The organism is Longimicrobiaceae bacterium, from assembly GCA_036375715.1.
GTDB lineage: Bacteria > Gemmatimonadota > Gemmatimonadetes > Longimicrobiales > Longimicrobiaceae > DASVBS01.
On sequence record DASVBS010000065.1, the window covers coordinates 47,002 to 71,637 of the forward strand.

Annotated in this window: 18 protein-coding genes and 1 tRNA gene; 10 read left to right on the forward strand and 9 right to left on the reverse strand. The window is 67.1% G+C overall.

Annotated features, from left to right (window positions below; translation table 11 throughout):
- Positions 1–26: 26 nt before the first annotated feature.
- The 6 genes from bshA to secD all read right to left on the reverse strand — a co-directional run bounded on the left by bshA (position 27) and on the right by secD (position 7,516).
- A complete protein-coding gene (gene bshA / locus VF167_13700; GenBank protein HEX6926470.1) occupies positions 27–1,193 on the reverse strand; it encodes an N-acetyl-alpha-D-glucosaminyl L-malate synthase BshA in 1,167 nt (388 codons plus the stop codon).
- Positions 1,190–2,230, reverse strand: coding sequence for a tRNA (adenosine(37)-N6)-dimethylallyltransferase MiaA (miaA, locus tag VF167_13705; GenBank protein HEX6926471.1), 1,041 nt, complete (start codon positions 2,228–2,230; stop codon positions 1,190–1,192). The genes bshA and miaA overlap by 4 nt, the downstream gene beginning before the upstream one ends.
- Complete coding sequence (gene mutL, locus VF167_13710; protein HEX6926472.1) at positions 2,227–4,008, reverse strand: DNA mismatch repair endonuclease MutL; 1,782 nt, start codon at positions 4,006–4,008, stop codon at positions 2,227–2,229. Before mutL ends, miaA begins: the two co-directional genes overlap by 4 nt.
- An 11-nt stretch (positions 4,009–4,019) precedes the next feature.
- Entirely contained in the window at positions 4,020–4,781 is a 762-nt protein-coding gene (locus VF167_13715) for a TatD family hydrolase (protein HEX6926473.1), read from the reverse strand.
- Between the two features lie 83 nt (positions 4,782–4,864).
- Entirely contained in the window at positions 4,865–5,833 is a 969-nt protein-coding gene (gene secF, locus VF167_13720) for a protein translocase subunit SecF (GenBank protein HEX6926474.1), read from the reverse strand.
- Between the two features lie 12 nt (positions 5,834–5,845).
- The gene (secD, locus tag VF167_13725) at positions 5,846–7,516 is read right to left on the reverse strand and encodes a protein translocase subunit SecD (protein ID HEX6926475.1); all 1,671 of its coding nucleotides are present in this window, start codon (positions 7,514–7,516) and stop codon (positions 5,846–5,848) included.
- A gap of 286 nt (positions 7,517–7,802) precedes the next feature.
- Between secD and VF167_13730 the strand changes: the two genes are divergently transcribed.
- The 3 genes from VF167_13730 to VF167_13740 all read left to right on the forward strand — a co-directional run bounded on the left by VF167_13730 (position 7,803) and on the right by VF167_13740 (position 12,928).
- On the forward strand, positions 7,803–10,151 hold the full coding sequence (locus VF167_13730; protein HEX6926476.1) for an EAL domain-containing protein: 2,349 nt from the start codon (positions 7,803–7,805) through the stop codon (positions 10,149–10,151).
- Between the two features lie 471 nt (positions 10,152–10,622).
- Positions 10,623–11,828 carry a galactonate dehydratase gene (gene dgoD, locus VF167_13735; GenBank protein HEX6926477.1) on the forward strand — a complete coding sequence of 402 codons (1,206 nt, stop codon included), beginning with the start codon at positions 10,623–10,625 and terminating at the stop codon, positions 11,826–11,828.
- Entirely contained in the window at positions 11,822–12,928 is a 1,107-nt protein-coding gene (locus VF167_13740) for an alpha-hydroxy acid oxidase (GenBank protein ID HEX6926478.1), read from the forward strand. The genes dgoD and VF167_13740 overlap by 7 nt, the downstream gene beginning before the upstream one ends.
- A 257-nt stretch (positions 12,929–13,185) precedes the next feature.
- Here VF167_13740 and VF167_13745 read toward each other — a convergent pair whose 3' ends face one another.
- Both VF167_13745 and VF167_13750 read right to left on the reverse strand, forming a co-directional pair.
- The gene (locus tag VF167_13745) at positions 13,186–13,767 is read right to left on the reverse strand and encodes a hypothetical protein (GenBank protein ID HEX6926479.1); all 582 of its coding nucleotides are present in this window, start codon (positions 13,765–13,767) and stop codon (positions 13,186–13,188) included.
- A 115-nt stretch (positions 13,768–13,882) separates the two neighbouring features.
- Positions 13,883–15,514, reverse strand: coding sequence for an HD domain-containing phosphohydrolase (locus VF167_13750; GenBank protein ID HEX6926480.1), 1,632 nt, complete (start codon positions 15,512–15,514; stop codon positions 13,883–13,885).
- Positions 15,515–15,751: 237 nt separating this feature from the next.
- Here VF167_13750 and VF167_13755 point away from each other — a divergent pair, with 237 nt between their 5' ends.
- Both VF167_13755 and VF167_13760 read left to right on the forward strand, forming a co-directional pair.
- Complete coding sequence (locus VF167_13755; protein HEX6926481.1) at positions 15,752–15,925, forward strand: hypothetical protein; 174 nt, start codon at positions 15,752–15,754, stop codon at positions 15,923–15,925.
- Positions 15,916–15,989: transfer RNA gene (locus tag VF167_13760), tRNA-Ile, on the forward strand. The genes VF167_13755 and VF167_13760 overlap by 10 nt, the downstream gene beginning before the upstream one ends.
- Before the next feature lie 37 nt (positions 15,990–16,026).
- On the opposite strand, the gene upp is transcribed toward VF167_13760, so the two are convergent.
- Positions 16,027–16,665 (reverse strand): uracil phosphoribosyltransferase, encoded by a 639-nt coding sequence (gene upp / locus VF167_13765; GenBank protein HEX6926482.1) that lies wholly within the window; start codon positions 16,663–16,665, stop codon positions 16,027–16,029.
- 135 nt (positions 16,666–16,800) lie between these two features.
- Here upp and VF167_13770 point away from each other — a divergent pair, with 135 nt between their 5' ends.
- The 5 genes from VF167_13770 (at position 16,801) to VF167_13790 (ending at position 24,610) form a co-directional block, all read left to right on the forward strand.
- Positions 16,801–17,037 carry a cation transporter gene (locus VF167_13770; protein HEX6926483.1) on the forward strand — a complete coding sequence of 79 codons (237 nt, stop codon included), beginning with the start codon at positions 16,801–16,803 and terminating at the stop codon, positions 17,035–17,037.
- A gap of 153 nt (positions 17,038–17,190) precedes the next feature.
- Entirely contained in the window at positions 17,191–18,132 is a 942-nt protein-coding gene (locus VF167_13775) for an ATP-binding cassette domain-containing protein (GenBank protein HEX6926484.1), read from the forward strand.
- Positions 18,125–19,405: an ABC transporter permease gene (locus VF167_13780; protein HEX6926485.1), complete on the forward strand. Its 1,281-nt coding sequence runs from the start codon at positions 18,125–18,127 to the stop codon at positions 19,403–19,405. The genes VF167_13775 and VF167_13780 overlap by 8 nt, the downstream gene beginning before the upstream one ends.
- 609 nt (positions 19,406–20,014) lie before the next feature.
- Positions 20,015–23,011 carry a TonB-dependent receptor gene (locus VF167_13785; protein HEX6926486.1) on the forward strand — a complete coding sequence of 999 codons (2,997 nt, stop codon included), beginning with the start codon at positions 20,015–20,017 and terminating at the stop codon, positions 23,009–23,011.
- A gap of 42 nt (positions 23,012–23,053) precedes the next feature.
- Positions 23,054–24,610 carry a RagB/SusD family nutrient uptake outer membrane protein gene (locus VF167_13790; protein HEX6926487.1) on the forward strand — a complete coding sequence of 519 codons (1,557 nt, stop codon included), beginning with the start codon at positions 23,054–23,056 and terminating at the stop codon, positions 24,608–24,610.
- The last annotated feature ends 26 nt before the right edge of the window (positions 24,611–24,636 follow it).

Sequence of the window (24,636 nt, forward strand, 5' to 3'; positions counted from 1 at the left end):
CCGAGGCTCGCGTCGCCGATCCGCGGTTAGCCATGCTCCACCCCGCCCTGCACTCTCGTTTCACCATTCCGCTGCAGGATCGTCTCGTAAAACCGCTCGTAAATCGGGACGATCCGCTCTGCGCTGAACCGCTCGGTGGCGACCGCGCGCGCAGCCGCGCTCATCTGCGACCAGCGCTCGGCGTCCCGCAGGATCTCGATCGCCTTTTCGGCCATCGTCTCCACATCTCCCAGGGGGGCGAGGAAGCCCGTGACGCCGTCCTCCACCACCTCCGGCAGCCCGCCCACCGCGGTGGCGACCACGGGGGTGCCGCTCGCCATCGCCTCCAGCGCCGCCAGCCCGAACGACTCGGTGGCGGAGGGGAGCAGGAAGAGATCCGAACAGGCGAGCAGCTCCGCCACCGTATCCTGCTTCCCCAGAAAGATCACCCGGTCCTCCAGCCCCAGGCGATCCGCTTCCGCGGCCGCTTCAGTGCGCTCCGGGCCATCGCCCACCAGCAGCAGCTTCGCCGGCACCTGGCGCTGCACCCGCTCGAAGATCGCGATCACGTCACGCACCCGTTTTACCGGACGGAAGTTCGAGACGTGGATCAGCAGCTTCTCCCCGTCCGCCAGAAAGGCGGAGCGACGGCAGGGATAGCGGTCGCGATCGTAGACCGCCGGATCGATGAAGTTCGGGATCACCTCCACCGCGCGGGAGGGAATGTGGAAGCGGTCGACCGTTTCGCGCTTGAGGTACTCCGAGACCGCGGTGATCCCGTCCGACTTGGCGATCGAGAAACGCATCAGTTCCCAGAAGGACCGCTCCTGCCCGAGCATCGTGATGTCCGTGCCGTGCAGAGTCGTGATGATCTTCAGGCTATGCCCTGGCGGGAGCATCTGCTGCGCGATCCAGGCGGAGGTCGAGTGCGGGATCGCGTAGTGGACGTGGAGCAGGTCGAGATCGCGGCGCATGGCGACCTCGTACATGGTCGCCGCCAGCGAGAGGGAGTAGGAGGAGTGTTCGAAGAGCGGATAACGGATCGTCTCCACCTCGTGGAAGTAGACGCGCTCCATGAAGCGCGGCAGACGGAACGGCTGCGCGTAGGTGATGAAGTGTACCTCGTGCCCCCGCTCCGCCAGCTCGATCCCCAGCTCGGTAGCAATGGCGCCCGAGCCGCCATATGTGGGGTAGCAGGTGATCCCTATCTTCATACCGGATCTCGTCCTTCCTGGGTCTCACGGGAGCGGGCCTGGTTCGGGTTCCCGTACCGATCATGCTCTTTGCCTGCGTGCTCCTGGCTGGCGAGCCAGCCCTCCACGATCCGCTGGACGGGATCGCTCCCGGGCTCGAGCGGGTCGAGCCACACCGCCCCGGGCGGGAGCTGGTGGCGCAGCCAGGTGAGCTGCCGCTTCGCATACGCCCGGGTGTTACGACGCACGAGATCGGCGGCACTCTCCAGATCCCTCTCGCCCCGCAGCACCGGGAGCAGCTCGATGTAGCCGGTGGCGTTCATCCCGGGGTGCCTTCCGTGGTAGCCGCGCTCCGCCAGCGCTCGCACCTCCTCGAGCAGTCCCCGGCGCAGCATCTCGTCGACGCGCGCATCGATCGCGGCGAATAGCCGCTCCCGCGGCGGGTTCAGCACGAATACCTGCACCGGGACCGGCGGCGCCTCGGGTTCACCGTGCCGCTGCCACCAGCTCAGCGGGAATCCGGTGAGCAGTGCCATTTCCAGGCCGCGCAGGATTCGTTGCCTCCCGCCTCCCCCGGTGCCCGCACGAAATCGCTCCCCCAGCTCGGGATCGAGCCGGGAGAGCCATCGCTCCAGCTCCTCGGTGGGCTGTTGCTCCAGAAAGCGACGCAGCGCCGCGCGGCGCTCCGGGTCCAGATCGGGCTCGCGGAAGATAGGGTTGGTGAGGGCGCGGAGGAAGAATCCGGTCCCCCCGACCAGGATCGGCACGCGGCGCCGCCCGCGGATCTCCTGGATCCAGCGGCGCGCACGGCGGGCGAACATTCCGGCACTGAAGCGTTCGTCGGGATCGACCAGATCGAGGCCGTGGTGGGGGACCGCGGTGCGCTGCTCGGGCGTCGCCTTGGCCGTGCCGATGTCCATCCCGCGATAGACCTGACGGGAGTCCATGGAGATGACCTCACCATCCAGACGGCGGGCCACCTCGATGCTGATCGCGGTCTTGCCCGAGGCGGTAGGGCCCACGATGGCAAGCGCAGCCGGACTCCCGGGGCCGCTCATCGCCGGAAGCGGTTGTGGATCTCCGCCAGGGGAAGCTGGATGATGGTGGGTCGACCGTGGATGTCGTGGTAGGGTAGCTCGGTGGCGAAGAGGCGGTCGAAGAGCTCGCTCATCTCCGTCTGGGAGAGCCGCTGTCCCGCCTTGATCGCCCCCTTGCAAGCGAAGGTGAGCGCCAGCCGCTGGTGCTGGTTTCGCGCCGCGTCGACCAAGGGCGACCCATCCGTGAGCTCGGCGATCATCTCTCGGAGGCAGCGCTCCGCGTCGAAGTAGGGGTGCGGCTGCGGCACCGCGTGCACGATGATGGTATTGCCGCCGAAGGGCTCGATCTCGAACCCGATGCGAGTGAGAAGGCCCGACAGCTCTTCCACCAACGCCAGCTCGGCTGGGGTGAGGCGCAGGGTGAGCGGGAAGAGAAGCCGCTGCGACTCACGATCCCCCGCGTCGAAGCTGGCCATGATCTCCTCGTACAGCACGCGCTCGTGCGCAGAATGCTGATCTACGATGATCAGCCCGGACCGAGTCTCCGCCAGGAGATAGGTATTGTGAATCTGCCAGAGCATCGGGCGGACGGCGCCCGGATCGTTCTCCAGCGGTCCGGCCTGAGAGGAGTCCTCGCCCGACGCCTCGCCCGCAGCGGGGTCCACCGCCGGAGCCACGAAGAGGCTCATCTGGGGGGCCGCCTCGCCCCTGCCGCGCGGCGCCAGCTCTTCGGCGCCGGGGACGGGTGTCGGCACCCGCGGCGGCCGCGTCTCTGCCACCCGGCCTGTACGGCCGAGGGTGGGCGAGCTCTCCAACGTGCGCAGCGTTGCCCGCACCGCCTCCTCAACCGCGGCCTCCACCGCGGCGTGCTCGCGGAAGCGGACCTCCGCCTTCGTCGGGTGGACGTTCACGTCGACCCGCTCCGGAGCGACGTGGAGGAAGAGGAACAGGGCCGGCCGGCATCCGGGGGCAATCGTGGTCACATAGGCCCGATCGGCCGCCCGAAGGAGGGCTCGATCGGCGAACGAGCGTCCGTTCACGTACAGGTATGCCCGGCGTCCCCCCGGCGTGGCGCTGCGGGGACGCTGCACCAGCCCGTCCACCCGGACCGCCTCGGTCACGGCGCTGACCGGAATAAGCTCGCCGGCGTATTCCTCCCCCCATAGCGCGGCGACGCGCACCCGCAGATCGGCCGTGGGCTCGACGGAGAGAAGCTCCTTGCCGTTCGACTCCAGGTCGAAAGCGACGCCGGGGTGGGCAAGTGCCAGCGTCGTCACCACCTCGCTGACCGCTCGAGCCTCCGCGGCGGAGCTACGGAGGAACTTCGCGCGCGCAGGCACGTTGTGGAACAGGCTGCGCACCACCACGGTGGTGCCGCGCCGACGGGCGCAAGCGGCGACGTCGCTGATGCGTCCCGCGGTCACGCTGATGCGAGTGCCCTCGGCGCCGCTCTCGGCAGTCTCCATCGTAAACCGCGACACCGAGGCGATAGATGGCAGCGCTTCACCCCGAAAGCCGAGGGTGCGAATGGCGGTCAGGTCATCGCGCTCGTCCAGCTTGCTGGTTGCGTGGCGGTCAAGACTGAGCAGCGCGTCATCGCGACTCATCCCGCAGCCATCGTCGGCTACCCGGATCTCGGTCTTGCCGCCGTTACGGATGGCGATGGAGATGCGCGTAGCGTCCGCGTCGAGCGCATTCTCTACCAGCTCCTTCACCACCGACGCCGGGCGCTCGACCACCTCGCCGGCGGCGATCTGGTTGACGAGGCTGTCCGGCAGGATCCGGATTCTGCGAGCCATCGCTGAACCGTTCAGTCGGGAATCCGATAGAAGAGCCGGGCATTTCGAGCCGTGGCCCGGGCGAGCTGCGCGGGCTCCTCGCCCCGGAGCTCCGCCGCGACCTCGACCACCCGCGTGACGTACGCCGGCTCGTTTCGCTTGCCACGAAATGGCACGGGGGCGAGGTAGGGGCTGTCTGTCTCCACCAGCAGCCGCTCAAGCGGCACCCGGCGCAGGAGGTCGACGGCATCGAACTTCTTGAAGGTGATCATCCCGGCAAAGGAGACGTACCAGCCCAGCTCGAGGGCACACTCGAGCAGCGCCGCACCGCTGGAGAAGCAGTGCAGCACCCCGCGCACCTGTGGCCCTGCTTCGGTGATCAGGCGGGCGACGTCGTCATCCGCCTCGCGTGCGTGGACCACCACCGGGAGATCGAGCTCACGCGCGAGCCGCAGCTGCGCGCGAAAGCAGTCGATCTGCGCCGCCCGTGGGGCGAAGTCGTAGTGGAAGTCGAGGCCGGTCTCGCCGATCGCCACGACGCGCGGATGCGCAGCCGCCCTCCTCACCTCCTCGAGCGTGTCACCAGAGCACTCGCCTGCGGAGTGCGGATGGATCCCCGCGGTCGCGTACACCGCGGGGTGCTGCTCCGCGAGGCCGATCGCCTGGTGCAGATCGGCCGTGGAGGTAGCCACCGTGACGATCACTTCCACCCCGGCGGCACCGGCGCGGGCGATGACTTCGTTGACGTCGTCGCCAAAGCGCTCGTCGGTCAGGTGGGCGTGGGAATCGATCATCCGTTTGCTGGCTTCTCCGGTCGATACGGCACGAGCCGCCGCGGTCGTCGCGACGGCTCGGGAGGTAACGTCGGGAGCGTCGGTCAGACCGTCGCCGACTGCCGGCGCGAGGCCGACGCCGAACTACCTATCTTCTTCTCGCGATGCGGCCACTTCTGCTCCACGAGGTGCAGGATCGGGGTGGCGACGAAGATCGACGAGAAGGTTCCGACCACCGTTCCGACGATCAGGACGAGGGCGAAGTCCCGGATTACCGGCCCGCCGAGGAAGGCGAGGGAAAGCAAGGTCGCCAGGACGGACGGCCCGGTGAGCACCGTCCGCGGGAGCGTCTCGTTGACCGACCGGTTCAGGATCTCTGTATGCGTCTGCCCGCGATGCGGCAGACGGAGGTTCTCCCGGATCCGGTCGAAGACCACGATGGTGTCGTTCAGGGAGTAGCCGACGACCGTCAGCATTGCCGCTACGGTCGAGAGCGACACCTCGGTGCGGAAGAGCGCGATGTAACCCAGCGTGAGCAGCACGTCGTGGGCGGTCGCGATCACCGCCGCCAGCCCGAACCGCCACTCGAAGCGGTAGGCGAGGTAGATCATCGTAGCGCCGAGGGAGAGCAGGATGGCGAGCAGCGCCTTCCGCTGCAGCTCCTGCCCCACCTTCGGCCCCACCGCCTCGGTCCGCACGACGGTCGCCGCGTTCTCGCCGAACTCCGCGTCCAGCGTGGCCTTGACGACCTCCGAGGCGTCCTGCTCAGTGCCCTGTGCGAAGGTCGGCATGCGGATGATGAACTCGTCCCCGGTGCCGTACCGGTAGATCTCCCAGTCACCCGCCCCCTCGATCGCGCGGATGTCCTCCACGTCCGTCGGATTGGCGAAGCTCACCTGGACGATGGTACCGCCGGTGAAGTCCACGCCGTAGTTGGCCCAGGACCGGAGCGAGGGATCGAGCACGTTCCTCACCATCGCGCCTATGCTGACCAGGAGCAGGGCGGCGGAAACGATGTAAGCGCGGCGGCGCCAGGCCAGGAACGGATAGTTCGCGTTCTCGAAGATGCGCATGAGGTGGCCCGGTCAGATGCTGAGGGGAGCGGAGGTACCGCGCCGTTCCAGATATAGCATGAAGAAGGTCCGCGTCACGAAGATCGCGGTGAACATGGACGCGACGATGCCGATGCCGAGCGTCACCGCGAAGCCGCGCACCGGGCCCGTCCCTCCGAACTGGAACAGGATCAGGCTGGTGATCAGTGTCGTCAGGTTCGAGTCGATGATGGCCGGTAGGGCGTTCTTGAAACCCTCGTTCACCGCCGGCCGCACACTTCTGCCGATGTCAAGCTCCTCCCGTATTCGCTCGAAGATGAGCACGTTCGCGTCCACCGCCATACCCACGGAGAGCACGATGCCGGCGATGCCCGGGAAGGTGAGCGCCGCCCGGAGGCTGGAGAGGATGCCCAGCATGTAGAGGACGTACAGCGCCAGAGCCAGCACCGCCATGACGCCGGAGATACGGTAGTAGCCGACGATCATGATCACGACCAGCGCAATGCCGATCGCCCCGGCGAGCATCCCCTGTTCGATGGAGTCCGCACCCAGCGAGGGACCCACGCTGCGCTCCTCCACGATGGTGATCGGCGCCGGCAGCGCGCCGGCCCGCAGCACCAGTGCGAGGTCACGCGCCTCCTCGATGGTGCTCCCCTGCATCTCGATCTGGCCGTTCGTGCCGATCTGCGACTGGATCACCGGGGCGCTGAACACCCGGTTGTCGAGGACGATGGCCATCTGCTCGCCAATGTGCGCGCCGGTCGCGCGCTCGAATGCGCGCCCTCCGCGCCGGCTGAGCTGGAAAGTCACGATCGGATAACCGAACTGCGGATCCCGCTGTGCCTGCGCGTCTTCCAGCTCCTCGCCGGTCATCATCTGCTCGGTCTCGAGCAGATAGAGCGGTCGGAACTGCTCCTCCTCACCCGGAGGCGCTTGCGGATAGCCGAACACCAGCTCGGTGCCGCGCGGGAGCAGCGCCTGCACCTCGGGATCGGCGAGGTAGCGCTCCATGGCAGGGAGATCCTCGACCGCCACGGCGAGCATCTCGCCCCCGCCCGTCGCCGCCAGCTTCGAGCTGAAGGGCCTCGCCGACGCGGCGGTATCGCTGCTGGCACGCGCGCCGGTGTCTTCCGCGGCCGTACCTTCGGCAGCGGCGTCGGCCGCGCTGTCGCCCGCGGCGCCGGCCGCGCTGTCCGCCCCTTCCCCGCCCGGCTCGAAGATTCCGGCGATACCTCCCGGGGCAGCCTCGGCTTCCGCGCTGTCGGCGGTCACCGGGCCCGTCCCGTACTTCTGCGCCACGAACCGGTCGATCCGGGGCAGCACATCCTGCAGCTCGGAGATGGGGCGGACGATCCGGAACTCGAGGAAAGCAGAGCGCTGGATGACGTCCTTCGCCCGCTGCTGGTCCTCGGCAGTCGCGCCGGGGAGCTCGATCAGGATGCGCTGATCCCCGGCCTTTTGAATGGTGGGCTCGGCGACCCCCAACTCGTCCACGCGCGTCCGGATGATCTGGAGTGCGCGATCGATCGCGTCCGCCCGTTGCTCTGACGAGAGCGCATTGGTCGGATCCAGGATCTCGACCGCCAGGTGCGTCCCGCCCCTGAGGTCGAGGCCGAGAAGCACACCCTGCTGGACCAGCGTCCAGACGCTCAGCGCCGCGAACGCAAAGATCAGGATGAAGCGCGACTTGAGCGATTCGAACATCGGAGAGGTTGCCGCTCCCACCGGGGAGGAAGAAGGAAAGCATTGGCCCGCCGCCCTGGGGCCGGCGGGCCGCGACCGGAATTCCGGAAGTTACCCGGCACGATCCCTCATTGTCAACTCGCGACCGGGGTTGAGGAGACACGGATTCGGCAGCGTCACTCAAGCTCTTCAGCGAACCGGCCGACCCTCCAATGCGGGGGTCCTGCACCCTGTCCTGCACCCGCGAAGGGAGGTGGCCGCCGCGCCACCGGCGCGAGCCAGAGCCCAGCAACCGATCACCGAGCCCGTGACCGCTTTACCCGCCCGATCACTGTCCCCCGAGTCGGACCGCCGCCGCTCCCCGCAGGAGGGTGAGCGAACCGACATCCTGCTGCGGCTGGCGCGGTTTGCGACCAGCGCACCCTATGCCGGAGTCTACCTGGTGCAGGATGCCGATGACGAGCAGGGCAGAAGCGGAAGCCTGTTGTGCCGCGGCCTACCGGTCGATGCGGAGGTCGTCGTCGCCCAGCTCGCGCGCCAGGTGGTTCTGCGCGGGGAGCCCTTCGAGCTGATCCGCACAGTCGACAGACCCGACGGGGAGGCGACCTTCCCGCGATCTTTCCTCGGCGTTCCCTTCAGCTCTCAGGCTCCCGCGATCCATGGCTGCCTTTACGTGATGGACGTGGTCGAACGCCGCTGGACCCCCGAGCAGCGGCTGGCCCTCCAGGACCTCGCCACTCTGACGCCCCAGGACCTGCTGGCCGAGGTCGGCGAGCAGGAGCGGCGTGCTCTGGAGACGGTGGTGAGGGTGCTGGCGAAGGCGGTGGACAACCTGCCGCTGGGGGTCACGGTCACCGACCTCTCCGGCCGGATCGTGTACACGAATCCGGCGGAAGCACGCATGCACGGCTATTCCGTCGAAGAGATGATCGGGATGCCCGCGAGCGTCCTCGGCCCGCCGGAGCACCGACAGACGGATCCGCTGAAGCCGGAGGAGGCGTTGAGCTGGACCCGGGAAACGGTGAACGTTCGCAAGGACGGCTCACGATTCGAGGTGCGTCTCTGGTCTGACGTGGTCACCGACGCGTCCGGCGAGCCGGTCGGCCTGGTCACCTGCTGCGAGGACGTCACCGACCGGCGGCGCACGGAGCGCCGCCTCCTCGACGTGGCCATGCGCGACCCGCTCACCGGTCTGCCGAACCGGACGCTCTTCTACGAGCGGCTGTCCAACGCGATCGAGAAGCAGCGGAAGAACCCGCTGCTACGCTTCGCGGTTCTCTTCCTCGATCTGGACCGCTTCAAGATCGTGAACGACAGCCTGGGTCATCACGTCGGGGACCAGCTGCTCCGCGTGGTGGCCTCCCGGCTGCTGGACTGCGTGCGTCCGGGCGACACGGTGGCCCGCTTCGGCGGTGACGAGTTCGCCATTCTGCTCGAGAATACCGGGGCCGGCGACACCGCGATCGATGTGGCCAACCGCACGCTGAGCGCGCTCTCCCAGCCGGTGCAGCTCGGAGGCTACGAGATCGTGACCTCCGCCAGCGTGGGCGTAGTGCAGAGCGCCACCCACATGACGGAGGCCGACTACATCTGGCAGGCGGCGGACATGGCGATGTATCGGGCCAAATCAGCCGGCCCGGGACGGTACGAGGTGTTCGACCGGGAGATGCATCGTGAGGCTGTCTCGCGCCTCCGTCTCGAGAGCGACCTGCGGCGCGGACTGGAGACCGGGCAGTTCCGGATCGACTACCAGCCCATCATCGAGCTGGGCTCCAACGCCGTGGTGGGGTTCGAGGCGCTCGTCCGCTGGGATCACCCCGAGCTGGGGGAGCTTCACCCTAACGACTTCATCGCGGTGGCCGAGGAGACCGGCCTCATCCTGAAGCTGGGTCAGTGGGTCCTGAGCCAGGCCTGCCGGGAAGCACGAAGTTGGGAGGCACAGGGCGACTCTCCCGCTCCCTGGGTCGCCGTAAACCTTTCGGTGAAGCAGCTCGGCCAGCGCGGCCTGGCGGATCGGGTGCGCGAGGCGCTCAGGGCTGCCGACCTGCCCCCCCGGCGCCTTCGCCTGGAGATCACGGAAGCATCGGTGATGGTCGGCGCCGAAGCCGCGACCGAGACCCTCCAGGAGCTGCGCGCCCTCGAAACCCCGCTGGTCCTGGACGACTTCGGCACCGGGCTCTCCTCGCTCCGTTACCTGGACCGGCTACCGATTGCGGGGGTGAAGATCGATCGATCCCTGGTGGAGGCACTGCGCACGGATGGACGCCGGGCGAAGCTGGTGGAAGGGGTCATCCGTCTCGCCCGTGACGCGGGACTCCGGGTAATCGCCGAGGGCGTCTCGTATGCCGAAGAGCTGGACGAGCTGCGGCGCCTGGGGTGCGACGAGGCGCAGGGCTACCTGATCTCTCCCCCGCTCGCCGCGCAGGCAGTGCAGGACTTCTTCGCCCCGTCGACCCGTCGCCAACCGGCGAATCCGGCCCCGCTGTCCAGTGTGCTGAAAAACGAGGACCGCGCGGAGCCGGACGACTCCGCGCGGTCTACTGCGGGACTCGCAGGAGAGTTAGCCCCGCAGCACCCTGTCTCTCAACGCCTCCTCCCGGGCCACGTCCCGCGTGCTCCCACAGAGGACACAATCCCCTTTTCCGTTCCAGAGTGAATCCGGGAAGGCGTTGTAGTATTCCTGGTTGATGAACGGGCCGCAGTACCCGCGCGGACGGCACACGAGCAAGGCATTCTGCGCGGCCACGTGCGGATCTGCGATCGGATGTCGCTCCCGGAGGAGAAGCTTGGACATCGGCTCCCGTCCCTGAGGCGCGGAAGAAAGGGTTCTCGAGCTTGCTCAGGAAGGCAGCAAGCCACGGACCACCACCCTACATTTCGCGTCGATTTTCGATAAGTCATTGTATTTATTGGCTTTTCTCGGTCACCAACAGCTTCCCGTACTCCCCGCTGCGGTCCCGATATCGCGAATTTTTTTCCAGCAGTCGGAATTCTTTTCACCTTGGCAGAGACGGTCTTACCATAGCAGACCGATAGGTGTGGTCCTGGGGGGTGCGGGATGGCTGAGGCAGTGGCATTCTATCCCCAGGTTATCCGCATTCGTCACCCGATCGAACTGCCAGGCCAGATGACTGCCAGTCCATCCGCCACCGCCGAGTATTTCTCTTCCTCCGACGAGCGCGACCTGAGGGTGCGGTCGCTCGAGCTTTTCAAGATCCCGCCACGCTGGCTCTTTCTCAAACTCACCACGGAAGGGGGGCTGGTCGGCTGGGGCGAGCCGGTGGTCGAGGGGAAAGCAGATACGGTGCACGCCGCGGTCCTGGAGATGGCGGACCTGATCATCGGCAAGTCCGCCGCCCGCATCGAGGACCTGTGGCAGACGCTCTACCGGGGCGGATTCTACCGCGGCGGGCCGATCCTGATGAGCGCGATCGCCGGCATCGACCAGGCGCTGTGGGACATCCGAGCGCGTGCGCTCGGGGTGCCCGTCCACGACCTGTTGGGGGGAGCGGTGCGCGAGCGCATGCGGGTCTACGGGTGGATCGGCGGCGATCGGCCCGAGAGCGCGGCCGAGGCCGCTCTGCGCCGGGCGGAGGCTGGCTACCGCGCCGTGAAGATGAACGCCTGCCCCGAGATGGAATGGATCGACTCGCCCCGCGCCGTTGAAGGGGTCATCGATCGGATGGCCGCCGTGCGCGACGCGGTTGGCCCCGACTTCGGGATCGGCGTGGACTTCCACGGACGGGTCCACCGAGGGATGGCGAAGGTGCTGCTGCGCGAGCTGGAGTCTTTCCGTCCCATGTTCGTGGAAGAGATCGTGCTCCCCGAGAACAACGATTCGCTGGCGGCGTTGCAGGGTTACTCGAGCATCCCTATCGCCACCGGCGAGCGGATGTTCTCTCGCTGGGATTTCAAGGGCGTGCTCGAGGCAGGGGTAGTGGACATCGTTCAGCCCGATGTGAGCCACGCGGGCGGCATCTCCGAAGTGCGTCGGATTGCCGCCATGGCCGAGGCGTACGACGTGGCGCTCGCGCCGCACTGTCCGCTTGGACCGATCGCCTTCGCAGCCGCGCTGCAGGTCGACTTCGCCTCCATCAACGCCATCATCCAGGAGACGAGCCTGGGGATTCACTACAACGAGGGGGCAGACCTGCTCGACTATCTCGTCTCGCCGGAGGTCTTCGCGGTGCGCGACGGCTGGGTGGAGCGGCCGACCGGCCCGGGCCTGGGGATCGAGATCGACGAGGCAAGGGTGCGCGAGATGGCGAAGATCGGACACCGGTGGCGCAACCCCATCTGGCGCACCGCCGACGGCGCCATCACCGAATGGTGAACGAGGCTTCCCGCCCTGAAGGCGGTCCGCGGCCGCTGCGTGAACGGGAGGCGGATCCGCTGGGCTCGGTGTTCAACCTGGAGGATCTGGAGGTGGCGGCCCGGGGCCGCCTCTCGCGGATGGCGTACGAGTACGTCAGCTGCGGCGCGGCGGACGAGATCACCCTCGGCTGGAACCGTTCGGCCTTCAACACCATCCGCCTGCGCCCGCGCGTGCTGGAGGACGTGCGGCAGATCGATCTGCGCATGTCGCTGCTGGGGCGGACGCTTCCCTTCCCGATCCTGTTGGCCCCCACTGCGTACCACCGGGTGATCCACCCCGAGGGGGAGATTGCCACCGCCCGCGGAGCCGGTGCCGCGGGCGCCACCTGGGTGGTGAGCACCGGCAGCAACACGTCCATCGAGGAGATCGCCGCGGCGGCCACCGCTCCCCTCTGGTTCCAGCTCTACCTGCAGAGTGACCACGGGGCCTCCGAGGCTCTCGTGCAGCGGGTCGAAGCGGCCGGCGTGGACGCCCTCGTGCTCACCGTGGACACCCCCGTGATCGGTGTCCGAGACCGGCAGACGCGCAGCCGTTTCCGGCTGCCGCCCGGGGTCTCCACCCCTCACCTCGACGACCTGAACCGCGGACGCCGCGAGATCCTCACGCCCGAACGAGTCGTGGCCACCTGGGAGGACGTGCGCTGGCTGAAGGCGACCGCGCGCGTCCCGCTCCTGCTCAAAGGCATCCTTACCGCCGCCGACGCGAAGCGCGCCGTGTCCGAGGGGGTCGATGGGATCATCGTGTCGAACCATGGCGGGCGGAACCTCGATACCCTTCCCGCCACCATCGACGCACTCCGCGAGGTGAGCGCCGCCGTCGACGGCCGCGTCCCCGTGTTGATGGACGGAGGCGTGCGGCGCGGCACCGACGTGGTCAAGGCGCTCGCGCTGGGGGCCGCCGCCGTGCTCATCGGCCGGCCCTACCTCTACGGCCTGGCAGTCGCCGGAGCCACGGGTGTCGAGCGCGCTGTGCGAATACTCGTGCGCGAACTCGAGCTGGCCCTCGCGCTGTGCGGACGGGCGTCGGTGGGCGAGGTGGATGCGGGAGTGGTGTGGTAGAGGGGGTTAGCCGCTAGCCGCTATCCGCTGTCCGTTCGCACCAAATTACGAATTACGAATTACGAATTGTGCCGGCGTTCCCGCCGGATTGTGCTGGATATTGCCCTACGGAAGAATTGAGGGTCCCGGACGGCGGAAGGCGCCTCACCGCCCCACAGCGTAAGCTGAAGGGTTCTACGTCCGTAATTCGTAATTCGTAATTCGTATTTCCGGCCAAAGGCCAATGCGGACAACGGTCAACGAATCACCGGCCGTTCTCAATCGATCGCGATCAGATACCCGGAGAAGTGATTCAGATAGAATTCCACCGCCTCACCGGCCTCGCGTACTAGGCTCACCTCGCTGACGGCGGCGCGGTTGGAATCCCAATCGACCGACTCGGGGTCGGAGAAGTAGCCGCGCGCGCTCGCGCGGACGCTGGTGCCTTCCGCAACGGTTCCTGCCAGTGACTGCTCTGCGGTCACCACGCGGGCGAAATGCGTCCCGTGCGGCTCGAAGGAATAGGCGACGAGCGTCCCCGCGTGGGCGCGAACGGAGATCTCGGTCGGCCGCTGGAGCGCATTCGCCGGCACGGTAAGGCGCAGCCCCGCGGCCGGTAGCTCGATCACACCGCCCGAGCTTCCGATCACCTTCGACACGACGAGGTCCTCGGAGAGGGGAACCGAGCGCTCCAGTACCCGCACGGTATGCTGCACCGGAGAGAGAGACAGGTACGGACCGCCAACGCGCACATCCAGGGCGGAGCGGACCTCGAGCGGGGAGCCGCCATCGGCGCAGGCGGATAGCGAGACGACGAGGGTGCCGACCAGCGCGAACAGGCGGAGCGACGTGCGGATCATCCGAGCCTCCAGGAAGAGTAGAGGAGAACGCCCGGGTGGATTACCCGGATCGTCATCCGGACAGGCGCGCGGCGATCGTTCGTCGCCGCCACGCTCGCCGGTACGGTAAGAAGGGTTAGCAGGGTGCGCTCGCGGGGCTCGAATCCGGTGTTCGGACCTCAGCCTCGCGACTGCGGATCAGCGCGACGAACAGGTCGAAGAGGTGCGGGTCGAAGATGCGGCCCCGTTGCTCACCCATGATGTGCAACGCCTCCTCGAGTCCGTATGCGGGCTTGTACGATCGGGCGGTGGTGAGCGCATCGAACACGTCGGCAACGCACAGGATACGCGCTGGCAGCGGGATCTCTTCCCCGGCCAGACCGTCGGGATAGCCGGTTCCGGCCCAGTGCTCGTGATGGCTGCGAACGATCGGCCGGATGTCCCAGGGGAAGCTGAGCCCGGCAACGATTTCGTCTCCGGCGGAGGTATGGGCCTCCATCACCGCCCGCTCCTCAGCCGTGAGCGGCCCGGGCTTGTTGAGGATGTCGGCCGGGACGGAGATCTTCCCCACGTCGTGCATCATCGCCCCCATCCGGAACCAGGTCAGCTCTCGGCCGGTGATCCCCACCGCTTCGGCGAGCATGCAGGCGAGGTCCGCTACCCGCTCGCAGTGCCCCGCCGTGTACATGTCCTTGGACTCGATCGTCTCGGCCCACGCCTTCACCGCCTTGAGGAAGGTCTCCTCGAGCAGGTCGAGGCGCTGATCGAGATCCGCGAGCTCGCGCCGCGCCTGCAGGCTGCTGAGGATCGCATGAGATCGATTCAGGCTGCGCAGGGCGTCGGCGTTGCGACCGCTCGCGAGGTAGAGGAGGGCGCGCTCGCTCTCCGTCTCTCCCTCCAGTAACCGATCCTCGCAGTGCCGGGCGAGCTCGACCGCCCGATCAAACTCGATCTCGGCCAGCTCGAGCTGCTTCGTCTCGCGGTAGAGGACGCCGTAGAACTTGTGCGCTTCGCCGAGGCTGGGCAGGGCCCCCAGGGACTTGAAGATCTCCACCGCGAAGTCGCAGGTGTCGCGTGCCTCGGTGAACGCGCGTCGCTTGAGCAGCAGCTCGGCCCGATTCAGGGAGACCATGCCCAGGACGCGGGTCTCGCCGCACGCGTCGGCCAGGTCGAGCGCCTCGCGGAAGCATCGATCGGCTGCCTCGAAGCGGCCGATGTCGACGTGCGCCATCCCCAGGTTGTTCAGCGTGAGGGCGGCGAGTCGGTGGTCGCCGAGCGCCTCGTGTCGGGCGAGCGCGCTCTCGTAGCGATTGATCGCCTCGACCACGTCGCCCCGGATGTTCGCGAGGACGCCGCGATTCTGCTCGGCCATTCCCGCGGTGCGCAGGTCGCCGACCGACTGGGCGAGCGCGCCGGCGCGCAGGTACAGATCCTCCGCTTCGTCCAGCTCTCCGCGCGACTGGACGATCGAGGCGAGGCCGATCAACGCCTTGGCCACCATCGAGGGGAGCTCGTTCAGCTCGCCCACCAGCCGACTGACCTCGAAGAGATCTGCGGCCACCTCGATTTCGCCGCGGGCGGCGTAGATGGACCCGACGCGTCGCAGGATGTCAGCGACATCATCGGGGCGCGCCCAGCGGCGGGCGTCGGCGAGCGCCGCCTCGTAGGCGGCCAGCGCTTCGTCCCAGCGCCCGGCGCGGGTGGACTCGTGGGCCGCCTCCACCAGTTGCCTCATCGCCGCTCTCGCTCCATCACCGGACTGCTTCACCGCAGAACCAGGGTGTCACCACATCCCCTTCCGCATACTTCGTTACGCCCCAACCGCAGAAGCCCGGGAGTCGACTCCGGCCCCCGCGACCGCATCGTGCCCCTGTCTCCCCAGTATCGTCGCCCTTGGAACGTACCTTTAGGATCACTCCTGTGCGGAGTCCTTGCATTTTGTCGCCTAGGAGGGGGAGCGTTCGGAAGTGCTCGCCGGTGTCTCGCGCCGAAGAGCGGAGACCCCATGACCCAAGAGAACGGCATCGACCAGCCGGCCCGCGGCCTGACGCTCGGCCGGATCAGCCGACCGAAACGCGGGCGCGGTAAACCCGCGTTGATCGCGCCCGGCGGTTCTACTATCTTTTTTGAATTGCCGTACGTTGAAGAAAGCGCGCCTGGTCGCGCCACGGGCCTGTAGCTCAGTCGGTCAGAGCACGCGACTCATAATCGCTAGGTCGTGGGTTCGAGTCCCACCAGGCCCATGTTCGCCCCCTGGCGCGCTGAGGCGCGTCAGGGGGTTTATCGTGTGCCGAAGAGCCGATCCCCGGCGTCGCCAAGGCCGGGGCGGATGTATCCGTTTTCATCCAGCTCGCGGTCCAGGGCAGCGGCGTACACCGGAACGTCGGGATGCTCCTCCAGCATCTTCCGCACGCCCTCCGGTGCGGCGACCAGGCACATGAACTGGACGCGGGACGCTCCCTGCGACTTGAGAGCGGCGACGGCGGCCGCGGCGGACCCGCCGGTTGCTAGCATCGGGTCCACCACGATGAACTCGCGTGCTTCCGGGTCCCGGGGGATCTTGAAGTAGTAGTCCACCGGGAGCAGGGTGTCGTGATCGCGATAGAGCCCGATGTGGCCCACGCGGGCGGAGGGCATCAGACGCACCACCCCCTCCACCATTCCCAGCCCTGCCCTGAGTATTGGCACCACGGTCAGCTTTTTCCCCTTGAGGCGCCACTGGCGAGTCGCCTCGAGCGGGGTTTCGATCTCCACCTCCTCGAGCGGGAGATCCTTGGTGACCTCGTAAGCCATCAACATCGCGATCTCGTCGACCATCTCCTTGAACTTCTTCTTGGAGGTACGCCGATCACGCAGCACCGTGAGCTTGTGGCGGATCAACGGATGGTCGAGGACCACCAGGTTCGGAAATTCGGTCACGGCGATCCCTGGGGAGTGGTTGGCGTGCCGCATTCTAGGGGGGGACGATCGTTTCAGGCAACGCGCACGGCGACGCGCGCCATCGGTACGAAATCTGCCCCGGCGTCGGGGGTCACCTTCCACACGAGGAGGACCATGAGAACAGCTCGCCTGAACGTGGCGGGGATGAGTTGCGGGCACTGCGTCGAGACGGTAGAGAAGGCGCTCCTCAACCAGAAGGGTGTGCGGAACGCCACCGTCCACCTCGAGTCCGGGGCGGCTGAGGTCGAGTACGAGGAGTCCGCCGTCGCCCCCGAACAACTCGTCGAGGCGGTGCGGGAGAGCGGCTACGAAGCGGAGCTTGCCGGCCAGGATGTAGCCGGCGCCCCCTGAGCGACTCGGGTCACCTTTCGCTTCGTCCTACTTTTCCTATCTTTCCGCCGGAGCGATCACCGGCGCGGTCATCTCTCCTGTCCGCGCCGGTTTGGCTTCCCGCTCCCGTTCCTACCACGGTCACGCCGAACGTCTCGCCTGATGCAGACCGCAATGCAGCTTACAGGTCTCACGAAGAGGTACGCCGATCACCTCGCCGTAAATGACCTGAGCCTGACCGTTCCGGCCGGCACTATCTACGGCATTCTCGGTCCCAATGGCGCCGGAAAATCCACGACCATCCGGATGGCGATGGGGATCATCGCACGTGATCGGGGCCGGGCCGAGCTGCTCGGCGTCGATCCCTTCGAGGATCGGGGCATCCTCCGCCAGGTCGGCTACCTGCCAGAGGAGCGGGGCCTCTACCGGAAGATGAGGGTGCTGGACGTGATCGTCTTCTTCGGTCGGCTGAAGGGGATGACGGCCAGCGAGGCGCGAGCGGCGGGCGATCGCTGGCTGGAGCGAATGGGCCTACAGGACTGGCGGCGCTCGCGCGTGGAGACACTCTCCAAGGGAATGCAGCAGAAGGTCCAGTTCATCTGCACCGTACTGCATTCCCCCGCCCTGCTGGTGCTGGACGAGCCCGCTTCCGGGCTCGACCCCGTGAACCAGGAGGTGCTGCGGGAGACGATGCTGGAGGCCCGGCGAAACGGACGTACCGTCATCTTCAGCACCCACAACATGGCCGAGGCCGAGCAACTCTGCGAATACGTCTGCATCATCGCGGAAGGGCGCAAGATACTGGACGGCGAGCTGCGCGAGGTTCGACGCCAGCACCAGGGTCGGCGCTGGCGGATCGAGTTCGAGTCAGTCACGGAGGAAGCCCGCGCGCTGATCGAGCGCGTCCCCTGTGATTCGATCTCTCCCACCGAGGACGGCTGGGAGCTGGAGCTTCGCCGCAACGAGGACGCTCGCGAGCTGCTGGCCGCGGTGAGCGGGCTGAAAACCCCGCTGGTGCGCTTCGAGCACGTGCAGCCATCACTGCACGAGATCTTCGTAGCCAAGGTCGGTCGCAAGGGGGTGTCGCCCCGACATGCGGAGGTGGCGCATGCGTGAGCTCGCCATCGTCCTGCGTCGCGAATTCCTCGAGCGGGTCCGCTCCAGGAGCTTCCTGCTCAGCACGATCCTCACGCCCGTCTTCTTCCTGCTCGTGCTGCTCCTGCCCGTCCTGTCGACGCGCTGGGCGGGCGGCGAGGACCGCTTCCTCGGCATTGTGGACGAATCGAGCACCGGCTTAGGCGCGGAGCTCGCCGCCGTTCTCTCCGAATCGGCCGACGAAAACGATGATCGCGTGTACGCCAGCGTGATCACCTCACCCGCGCCGGCGACTCTGGACTCGTTGGTCCAGGCAGTGGTGACCGAGCGGCTCGACGGCTTCATCATCATCCCGGAAGACGTCGTAGAGGGCGGCGCGCTGCAGTATCGCGCGCGGACGGTGACCGACGTGGGTTTCCAGAGGCGGGTGAGGGACGCAGCCACCGCCGCGGTTCAGGCGCGGCGGCTCGAGACAGCGGGCATCGACGCCGCGATCCTCGCCGAGGTGATGGCGCCGGTGCAGCTGAACGCGGCGCGCCTGACCAGCCAGGGGGAGACCGGCGAGGGCGCCGAAGCCGGCATGCTCTTCTCGATCATGGTGGGATTCGCGCTGTACATGCTGATCCTGCTGTACGGGGTGCAGGTACTGCAGAGCGTTCAGGAGGAGAAGACGAACCGGATCGCCGAGATCCTGGTGTCGTCCATCAAGGCCTCCCATCTGATGCTGGGCAAGGTCCTGGGCGTCGGGCTGGCGGCGCTGCTGCAGATCGCGATCTGGATCGGGCTCGCGGTGGCGCTGGTGGGGCCGGTGCAGCCGATCCTGAGCGCCAGCGGAGCGGAGCCCGGAATGGTGTCCGGGTTGTTCTCGCGCGTCGAGCTTTCGCTGGTGGCAATGGTGATCGGCTACCTGCTGCTCGGGTTCTTCCTGTATGCGAGCCTTTTCGCCGCGGCCGGTGCCGCCGCGGCCAGCTCCGAAGACGCCCAGCGCTTCACCTTCCCGCTGATCATGCCGCTGATCATCCCCATGATGATGACGGGCGTGATCGTCTCGGCGCCGCAGAGCACGCTGGCTTTGGTGCTCAGCTGGATACCGCTCACCATGCCGCTGGCGATGCCCATGCGTATCGGCGCCGGGGGCACCGGGTCGCTGGAGACGGCGGCCACTCTGGTGCTGCTGCTGGCCTCGGTGCTGGTGCTGGGCTCGCTCGCCGGGAAGATCTATCGCATTGGCATCCTGAGCACCGGGAAGCGTCCTTCGTTTGCGGAACTCCTGCGCTGGCTACGTACCGCCTGAGTGGGCGCATCTCTTGATTTTGTATCGATATCGGTCATCGGAAAGGAGCATTGACGTAGCGCGATTTTTGCATGATACTGCACCCGATCTACGGCCACCGTATCCGTGGGTGTGCTCTCCCGTTGCCGCATAGCGGCGCGGAACCCGGCACCCGCGGCGTTCCCTCCCGGCCTCCGCACATGCACTCGATCCAGGTACGTCGACCTCACCGCTCCGCGGCACCCGCGGCGGGTTCCGCGGTCATACCTTTCCAAACCGCTTAACCTGGAGGTGCGCCTGTCCTGATCCGCACGACCGTTACCAGTATCCATACACGTAAACGCATGGCGATCTACCGACCGCAACATGGTTTACGTCGATTCTTCCACCCCCAACCTCGGCTTTCCCCCCGGGCTGAGGTCCGCGTGGCTCGGGCCCATCCTTCCACCTCAACCCGGCGGCCCCTGCGATTCGTCGCCGCCGCGAAAAAGGCCGAACGCCCGTCGGCGTTGCGGCTACCGCTCCCTTACTCCGGAGGGCATGCACATGTCACTCACTCGTCTCATCTTAGCGTTCCTGCTATTACTGCTCGCGGTACCGGTCTCTGGCGCCCAGGCGCAGGCCGGCTCCGTGAGCGGCACCGTCGTGGACGCTAGCTCTCAGCAGCCGCTGGCGGGTGCGAGCGTGGTGATCCTCGGAACGCAACGCGGGACCGTGACCGGGCCGGACGGGCGCTTCGAGCTGACCCAGGTTCCGGCCGGTACGCACCAGCTACAGGCATCGCTGATCGGTTACGGGACACAGCAGCAATCCGTGACGGTGACCGCCGGCGGCACCGCCACCGCCAACTTCACCCTGGAGCCTTCCGCGGTGATGCTGGAGGAGCTGGTGGCGGTGGGATACGGCACGCAGCGGCGTGAGGCGATCACAGGTTCGGTCGCCACCGTCAATGCCGACGAGGCGAACGTCGGCCAGGTGACCGCGCCGACGGAGCTGATCGAAGGGCGGGTTGCGGGTGTGCAGATCGTCCAGAACGACGGCGGCCCCGGGGCCGGTGTCAACGTTCGCATCCGCGGCGGCACCTCGATCAGCGCCAGCAACGAGCCGCTGTACGTGATCGACGGTGTGCCGATCAACAACACCGAGGTCGAGCCGGGAAGCCTGGGTCAGAACAACTCGCTCCCGCGCAACCCCCTCAGCATGCTCAACCCGAATGACATCGAATCGATCACCGTACTGAAGGACGCCTCGGCAACCGCCATCTACGGCAGCCGTGGTGCAAACGGCGTCATCCTCATCACCACCAAGCGTGGCACAGAGGGACAGACGCAGCTCGTCTACGACACCTACATCGCCTCCTCGAGCCCCTCGCGGAAGCTGGACGTGCTCACGGGTGACGAGTACCGCGAGTTCGTACAGGAGCAGGTCGCGGCCGGCCAGCTCGATCCCGCACGGCTCGACAACCTCGGCACGGCGAATACCGACTGGGAGGACGAGCTGCTGCGCAGTGCAATCACGCACAGCCACAATCTCTCCTTCTCCGGCGGGTCGGGCGGGACTCGTTACCGCGGTTCGCTGAACTACCTGAACCAGGAGGGCGTGGTCCGCAGCAGCGGCCTGGAGCGCCTGTCCGGACGTGTCAGTGCCGACCAGGAGGCCTTCAACGGCCGTCTGCGCCTGGGCCTGAACCTGAATGCTACGCAGGTCAAGAACGACTACGTTCCGTACGAGAACACGGCTGGGTTCACCGGGACCGCGTTCACCAACATGCTGATCATGAACCCGACCCACCCGGTGACGGTCGTCGACCCCGAGACCGGCGTGGAGCAGTTCTTCGAGATCGGCCCCGGCGCGGTGACCATCCGCAACCCGGTCGCCATTGCCGAGCAGATCAAGGACGACGGGACCTCGCGTCGCATCCTCGGTAACGTCACCGCCGACTTCGACCTGCTGCCGAACCTGACGCTGCAGCTCAACCTCGGCACCGACCGGAGCGACGGCGTACGCAGCGCCTACTATCCCAAGAACAACCCGCTGGGGGCGACCACCAACGGTCAGGCGCTCATCGCCACCCGGGCGAACACCACTAACACGTTCCAGTCGTACCTCACGTACAATCTGAGCGGAGGCCCTCACACCTTCGACCTGCTCGGCGGATACGAGTTCAACGACTACTCGACCGTCACCGCGAATACCGAGGCGCAGGACTTCATCACCGACGCCTTTGGCTACTACAACCTGGGAGCGGGCGGTGTGCAGCAGCCCTCCGGGTCGGGGCGCACCGACAGCCGCCTGGTCTCCTTCTTCACGCGCGCCAACTACAGCTATGACGGCCGCTTCTTCCTGACCGGCGTGCTCCGGCGGGATGGCTCCTCGCGGTTCGGCGCCGGGAACAAGTGGGCGGTCTTCCCCGCGGTCTCCGGTGCGTGGTCGCTGGCCCAGGAGAGCTTCATGCAGGGGAGCCCCTTCTCGGAGCTGCGGATCAAGGCCGGCTGGGGCCTGCAGGGGAGCCAGGAGATCGACCCGTACTCGTCGCTGATCACGCTGACTCCGGGTTCACGCGCCGCCTTCGGGGAGCAGGTGGTGATCGGCGTCGCCCCCAACCGGAACCCCAACCCGAACCTCCGCTGGGAGGAGACGGAGCAGTGGAACGTGGGGATCGACTACGGGCTGCTGGACAACCTGGTCTTCGGGTCGATCGAGTACTACCAGAAGAACACCTACGACCTGCTCCTCACCGTGCCGGTCCCGCAGCCGGCCGTGCAGTCCAATCGGCTGGAGAACGTCGGTGAGGTCGAGAACCGCGGCGTGGAGTTCGCGCTCGACGCCAACGCCATCCGGCGGGAAAACCTGTCGCTCACGCTCGGCATCGTGGGGTCGGTCGAGCGCAACGAGGTCGTCAGCTTGGGTGAGGCGGCCTTCATCACCACCGGCAACGTGAGCGGCCAGGGCCAGAGCGGCCAGGTGTCTCAGCGCATCATGCCGGGACATCCGCTGGGAACCTTCTTCGGCCCCGAGTTCGTGGGCGTCAACTCGGCTGGTCAGCAGCTGTTCAACGACTACGAGGTGACCCTCGACGAAGAAGGCAACGAGGTGAGCCGCAGGCTCGTCGGGGAGACCACCAGCCCCGGCGCCGACGACTACCGCGTGCTCGGCGACGCCAACCCGGACTTCTCGCTGAGCGGTCGCGGACAGCTCGTGGCCGGACGCTTCGACATGAGCTTCCTCGTCCGCGGCGTCTTTGGCCAGGACATTCTCAACAACACCGCCCTGGTCTACTCGACCAAGGGCAACGCCCTGCAGGATAAGAACTTCCTGAAGTCCGCCCTGAACGATCCGACCGGCATCCGCGAGCCTGCGATCTTCTCCTCGCGGTGGATCGAGGACGGTTCCTTCATCCGCATGCAGAACATCACCCTCGGGTATCGCGTTCCGCTCACGCGGCTGATTCCGCAAGCGAATGACACGCGGGTGTATCTCTCCGCGGATAACCTGTTCCTGATCACCGACTACAGCGGCTACGATCCGGAAGCGCACACCGCCGCAGGCCTGGCTTCGCGCGGCATCGATTACCTGAACTACCCGAATCCGCGCACTTTCACGCTGGGCGTCAGCCTTGGTTTCTAGGGACAGACCGGGACGAGATCATTCCTACAGAGGCGAACGCAGATGATGACCATACGAAAGCAGGGTTGGTCCGGCGGAGGCGCGCGGGCGGCGGCCACTGGCCTGCTGGCGGGGCTCGCGCTGCTGGTGAGCTGCACCGACCTCGATGAGGAACCGTTCAGCGCCATCACCCCGAACAGCTTCTACAACAACGAAGAGGAGGTTCGGGCAGGGGTGGCGGCGGTCTACAACTCTTTGAACTCGGTCGCGACGGGGAACTACCACTACGTCAACACGATCAGCTCCGACGAGCAGGTGATTCCCACCCGCGGCCAGGACTGGTACGACAACGGGACCCACCTGGAAGCGCAGCGCCAGGCGTGGACGCCGAACAGCCCCTCCGGATTGGGCACGGTAAACGGCGCCTGGAACCAGGCCTTCCAGGGAATCGCCCGCGCCAACGTCCTGCTCGAGGCCATCGAGCCGCTGCCGATTGCGGACAAGGACGTGATCGTCGCGGAGACCCGGGCGTTGAGAGCCTGGTTCTACTACGTGTTGATGGACCTGTTCGGCGGGGTGCCGATCGTCACGGAGACCGAGATCGCCCCGCGGGAGCGGGCGAGCCGGGCGGAAGTGTTCAACTTCGTGGAGCAGGAGCTCCTCGCGGTGCGTGACGTTCTCCCGGTCTCGTGGCCGTCCACGGACTACGGGCGCGTGACGCGCGGCGCGGTGGACGCGATGCTGGCATCGCTCTACCTGAACGCCGAGGTGTTCACGGGTGAGGTGACCGAGGCCGGGCTGCAGCGCGGGACCGCCCGCTGGCAGGATGCCTACGACGCAGCCGATCGTGTCATCAACGGCCCCTACGCCCTGGAAGAGGACTGGTTCGCCAACTTCCGGGCGGACAACTTCAACTCGTCGGAGATCGTCTTCGTCTCGGCGAGGGCGCCGCTGACCGGGGTCGGAATCGACTTCATCAGCGACCGGATGCACTACAACATGTACGACCCGTCGCCGTTCAACGGACGGGCCGTGGAGCCGCCGACCTACGAGAAGTTCGACGACGACGACCTACGGAAGAGCATCTTCCTGGTCGGACCGCAGGTGCACCTCGTGACGGGTGCGCCCGTCAACGACCGCTCGGGGGCGCGGCTGGTGTTCACCGTCGACTTCAGGGACATCACCCAGGCTACGGAGGGTGAGGGAGCCCGCGTCTACAAGTGGCCGGTCGACCCGAACGCCGAGCTGCGCAACCACGGCAACGACTTCCCGATCTTCCGCCTGGCGGAGATGTACCTGATCAAGGCGGAAGCCGCGAATGAGCTGGGTCGCACCGCGGAAGCGATCGACCTGATCAACCAGGTGCGAGCCCGGGCGTTCGACCCGGACAAGCCGCTGCCCGCCGGCCTGTCGCAGGCGCAGGTCCGGGACGCCATCCTGGATGAGCGCCTCTTCGAGCTGATGGACGAGGCGAAGCGGCGGACGGACCTCATCCGCCACGGAAAGTGGACCGACCCGTGGTTCGAGAAGCCTCAGACCGAACCTTTCCGGGTGCTGATGCCGATCCCGCAGACGCAGCTGGACGCGAATCCGCTGCTCACGCAGAACCCGGGTTACTGACGTTCCACCTTCAACCGGTCGGGTCC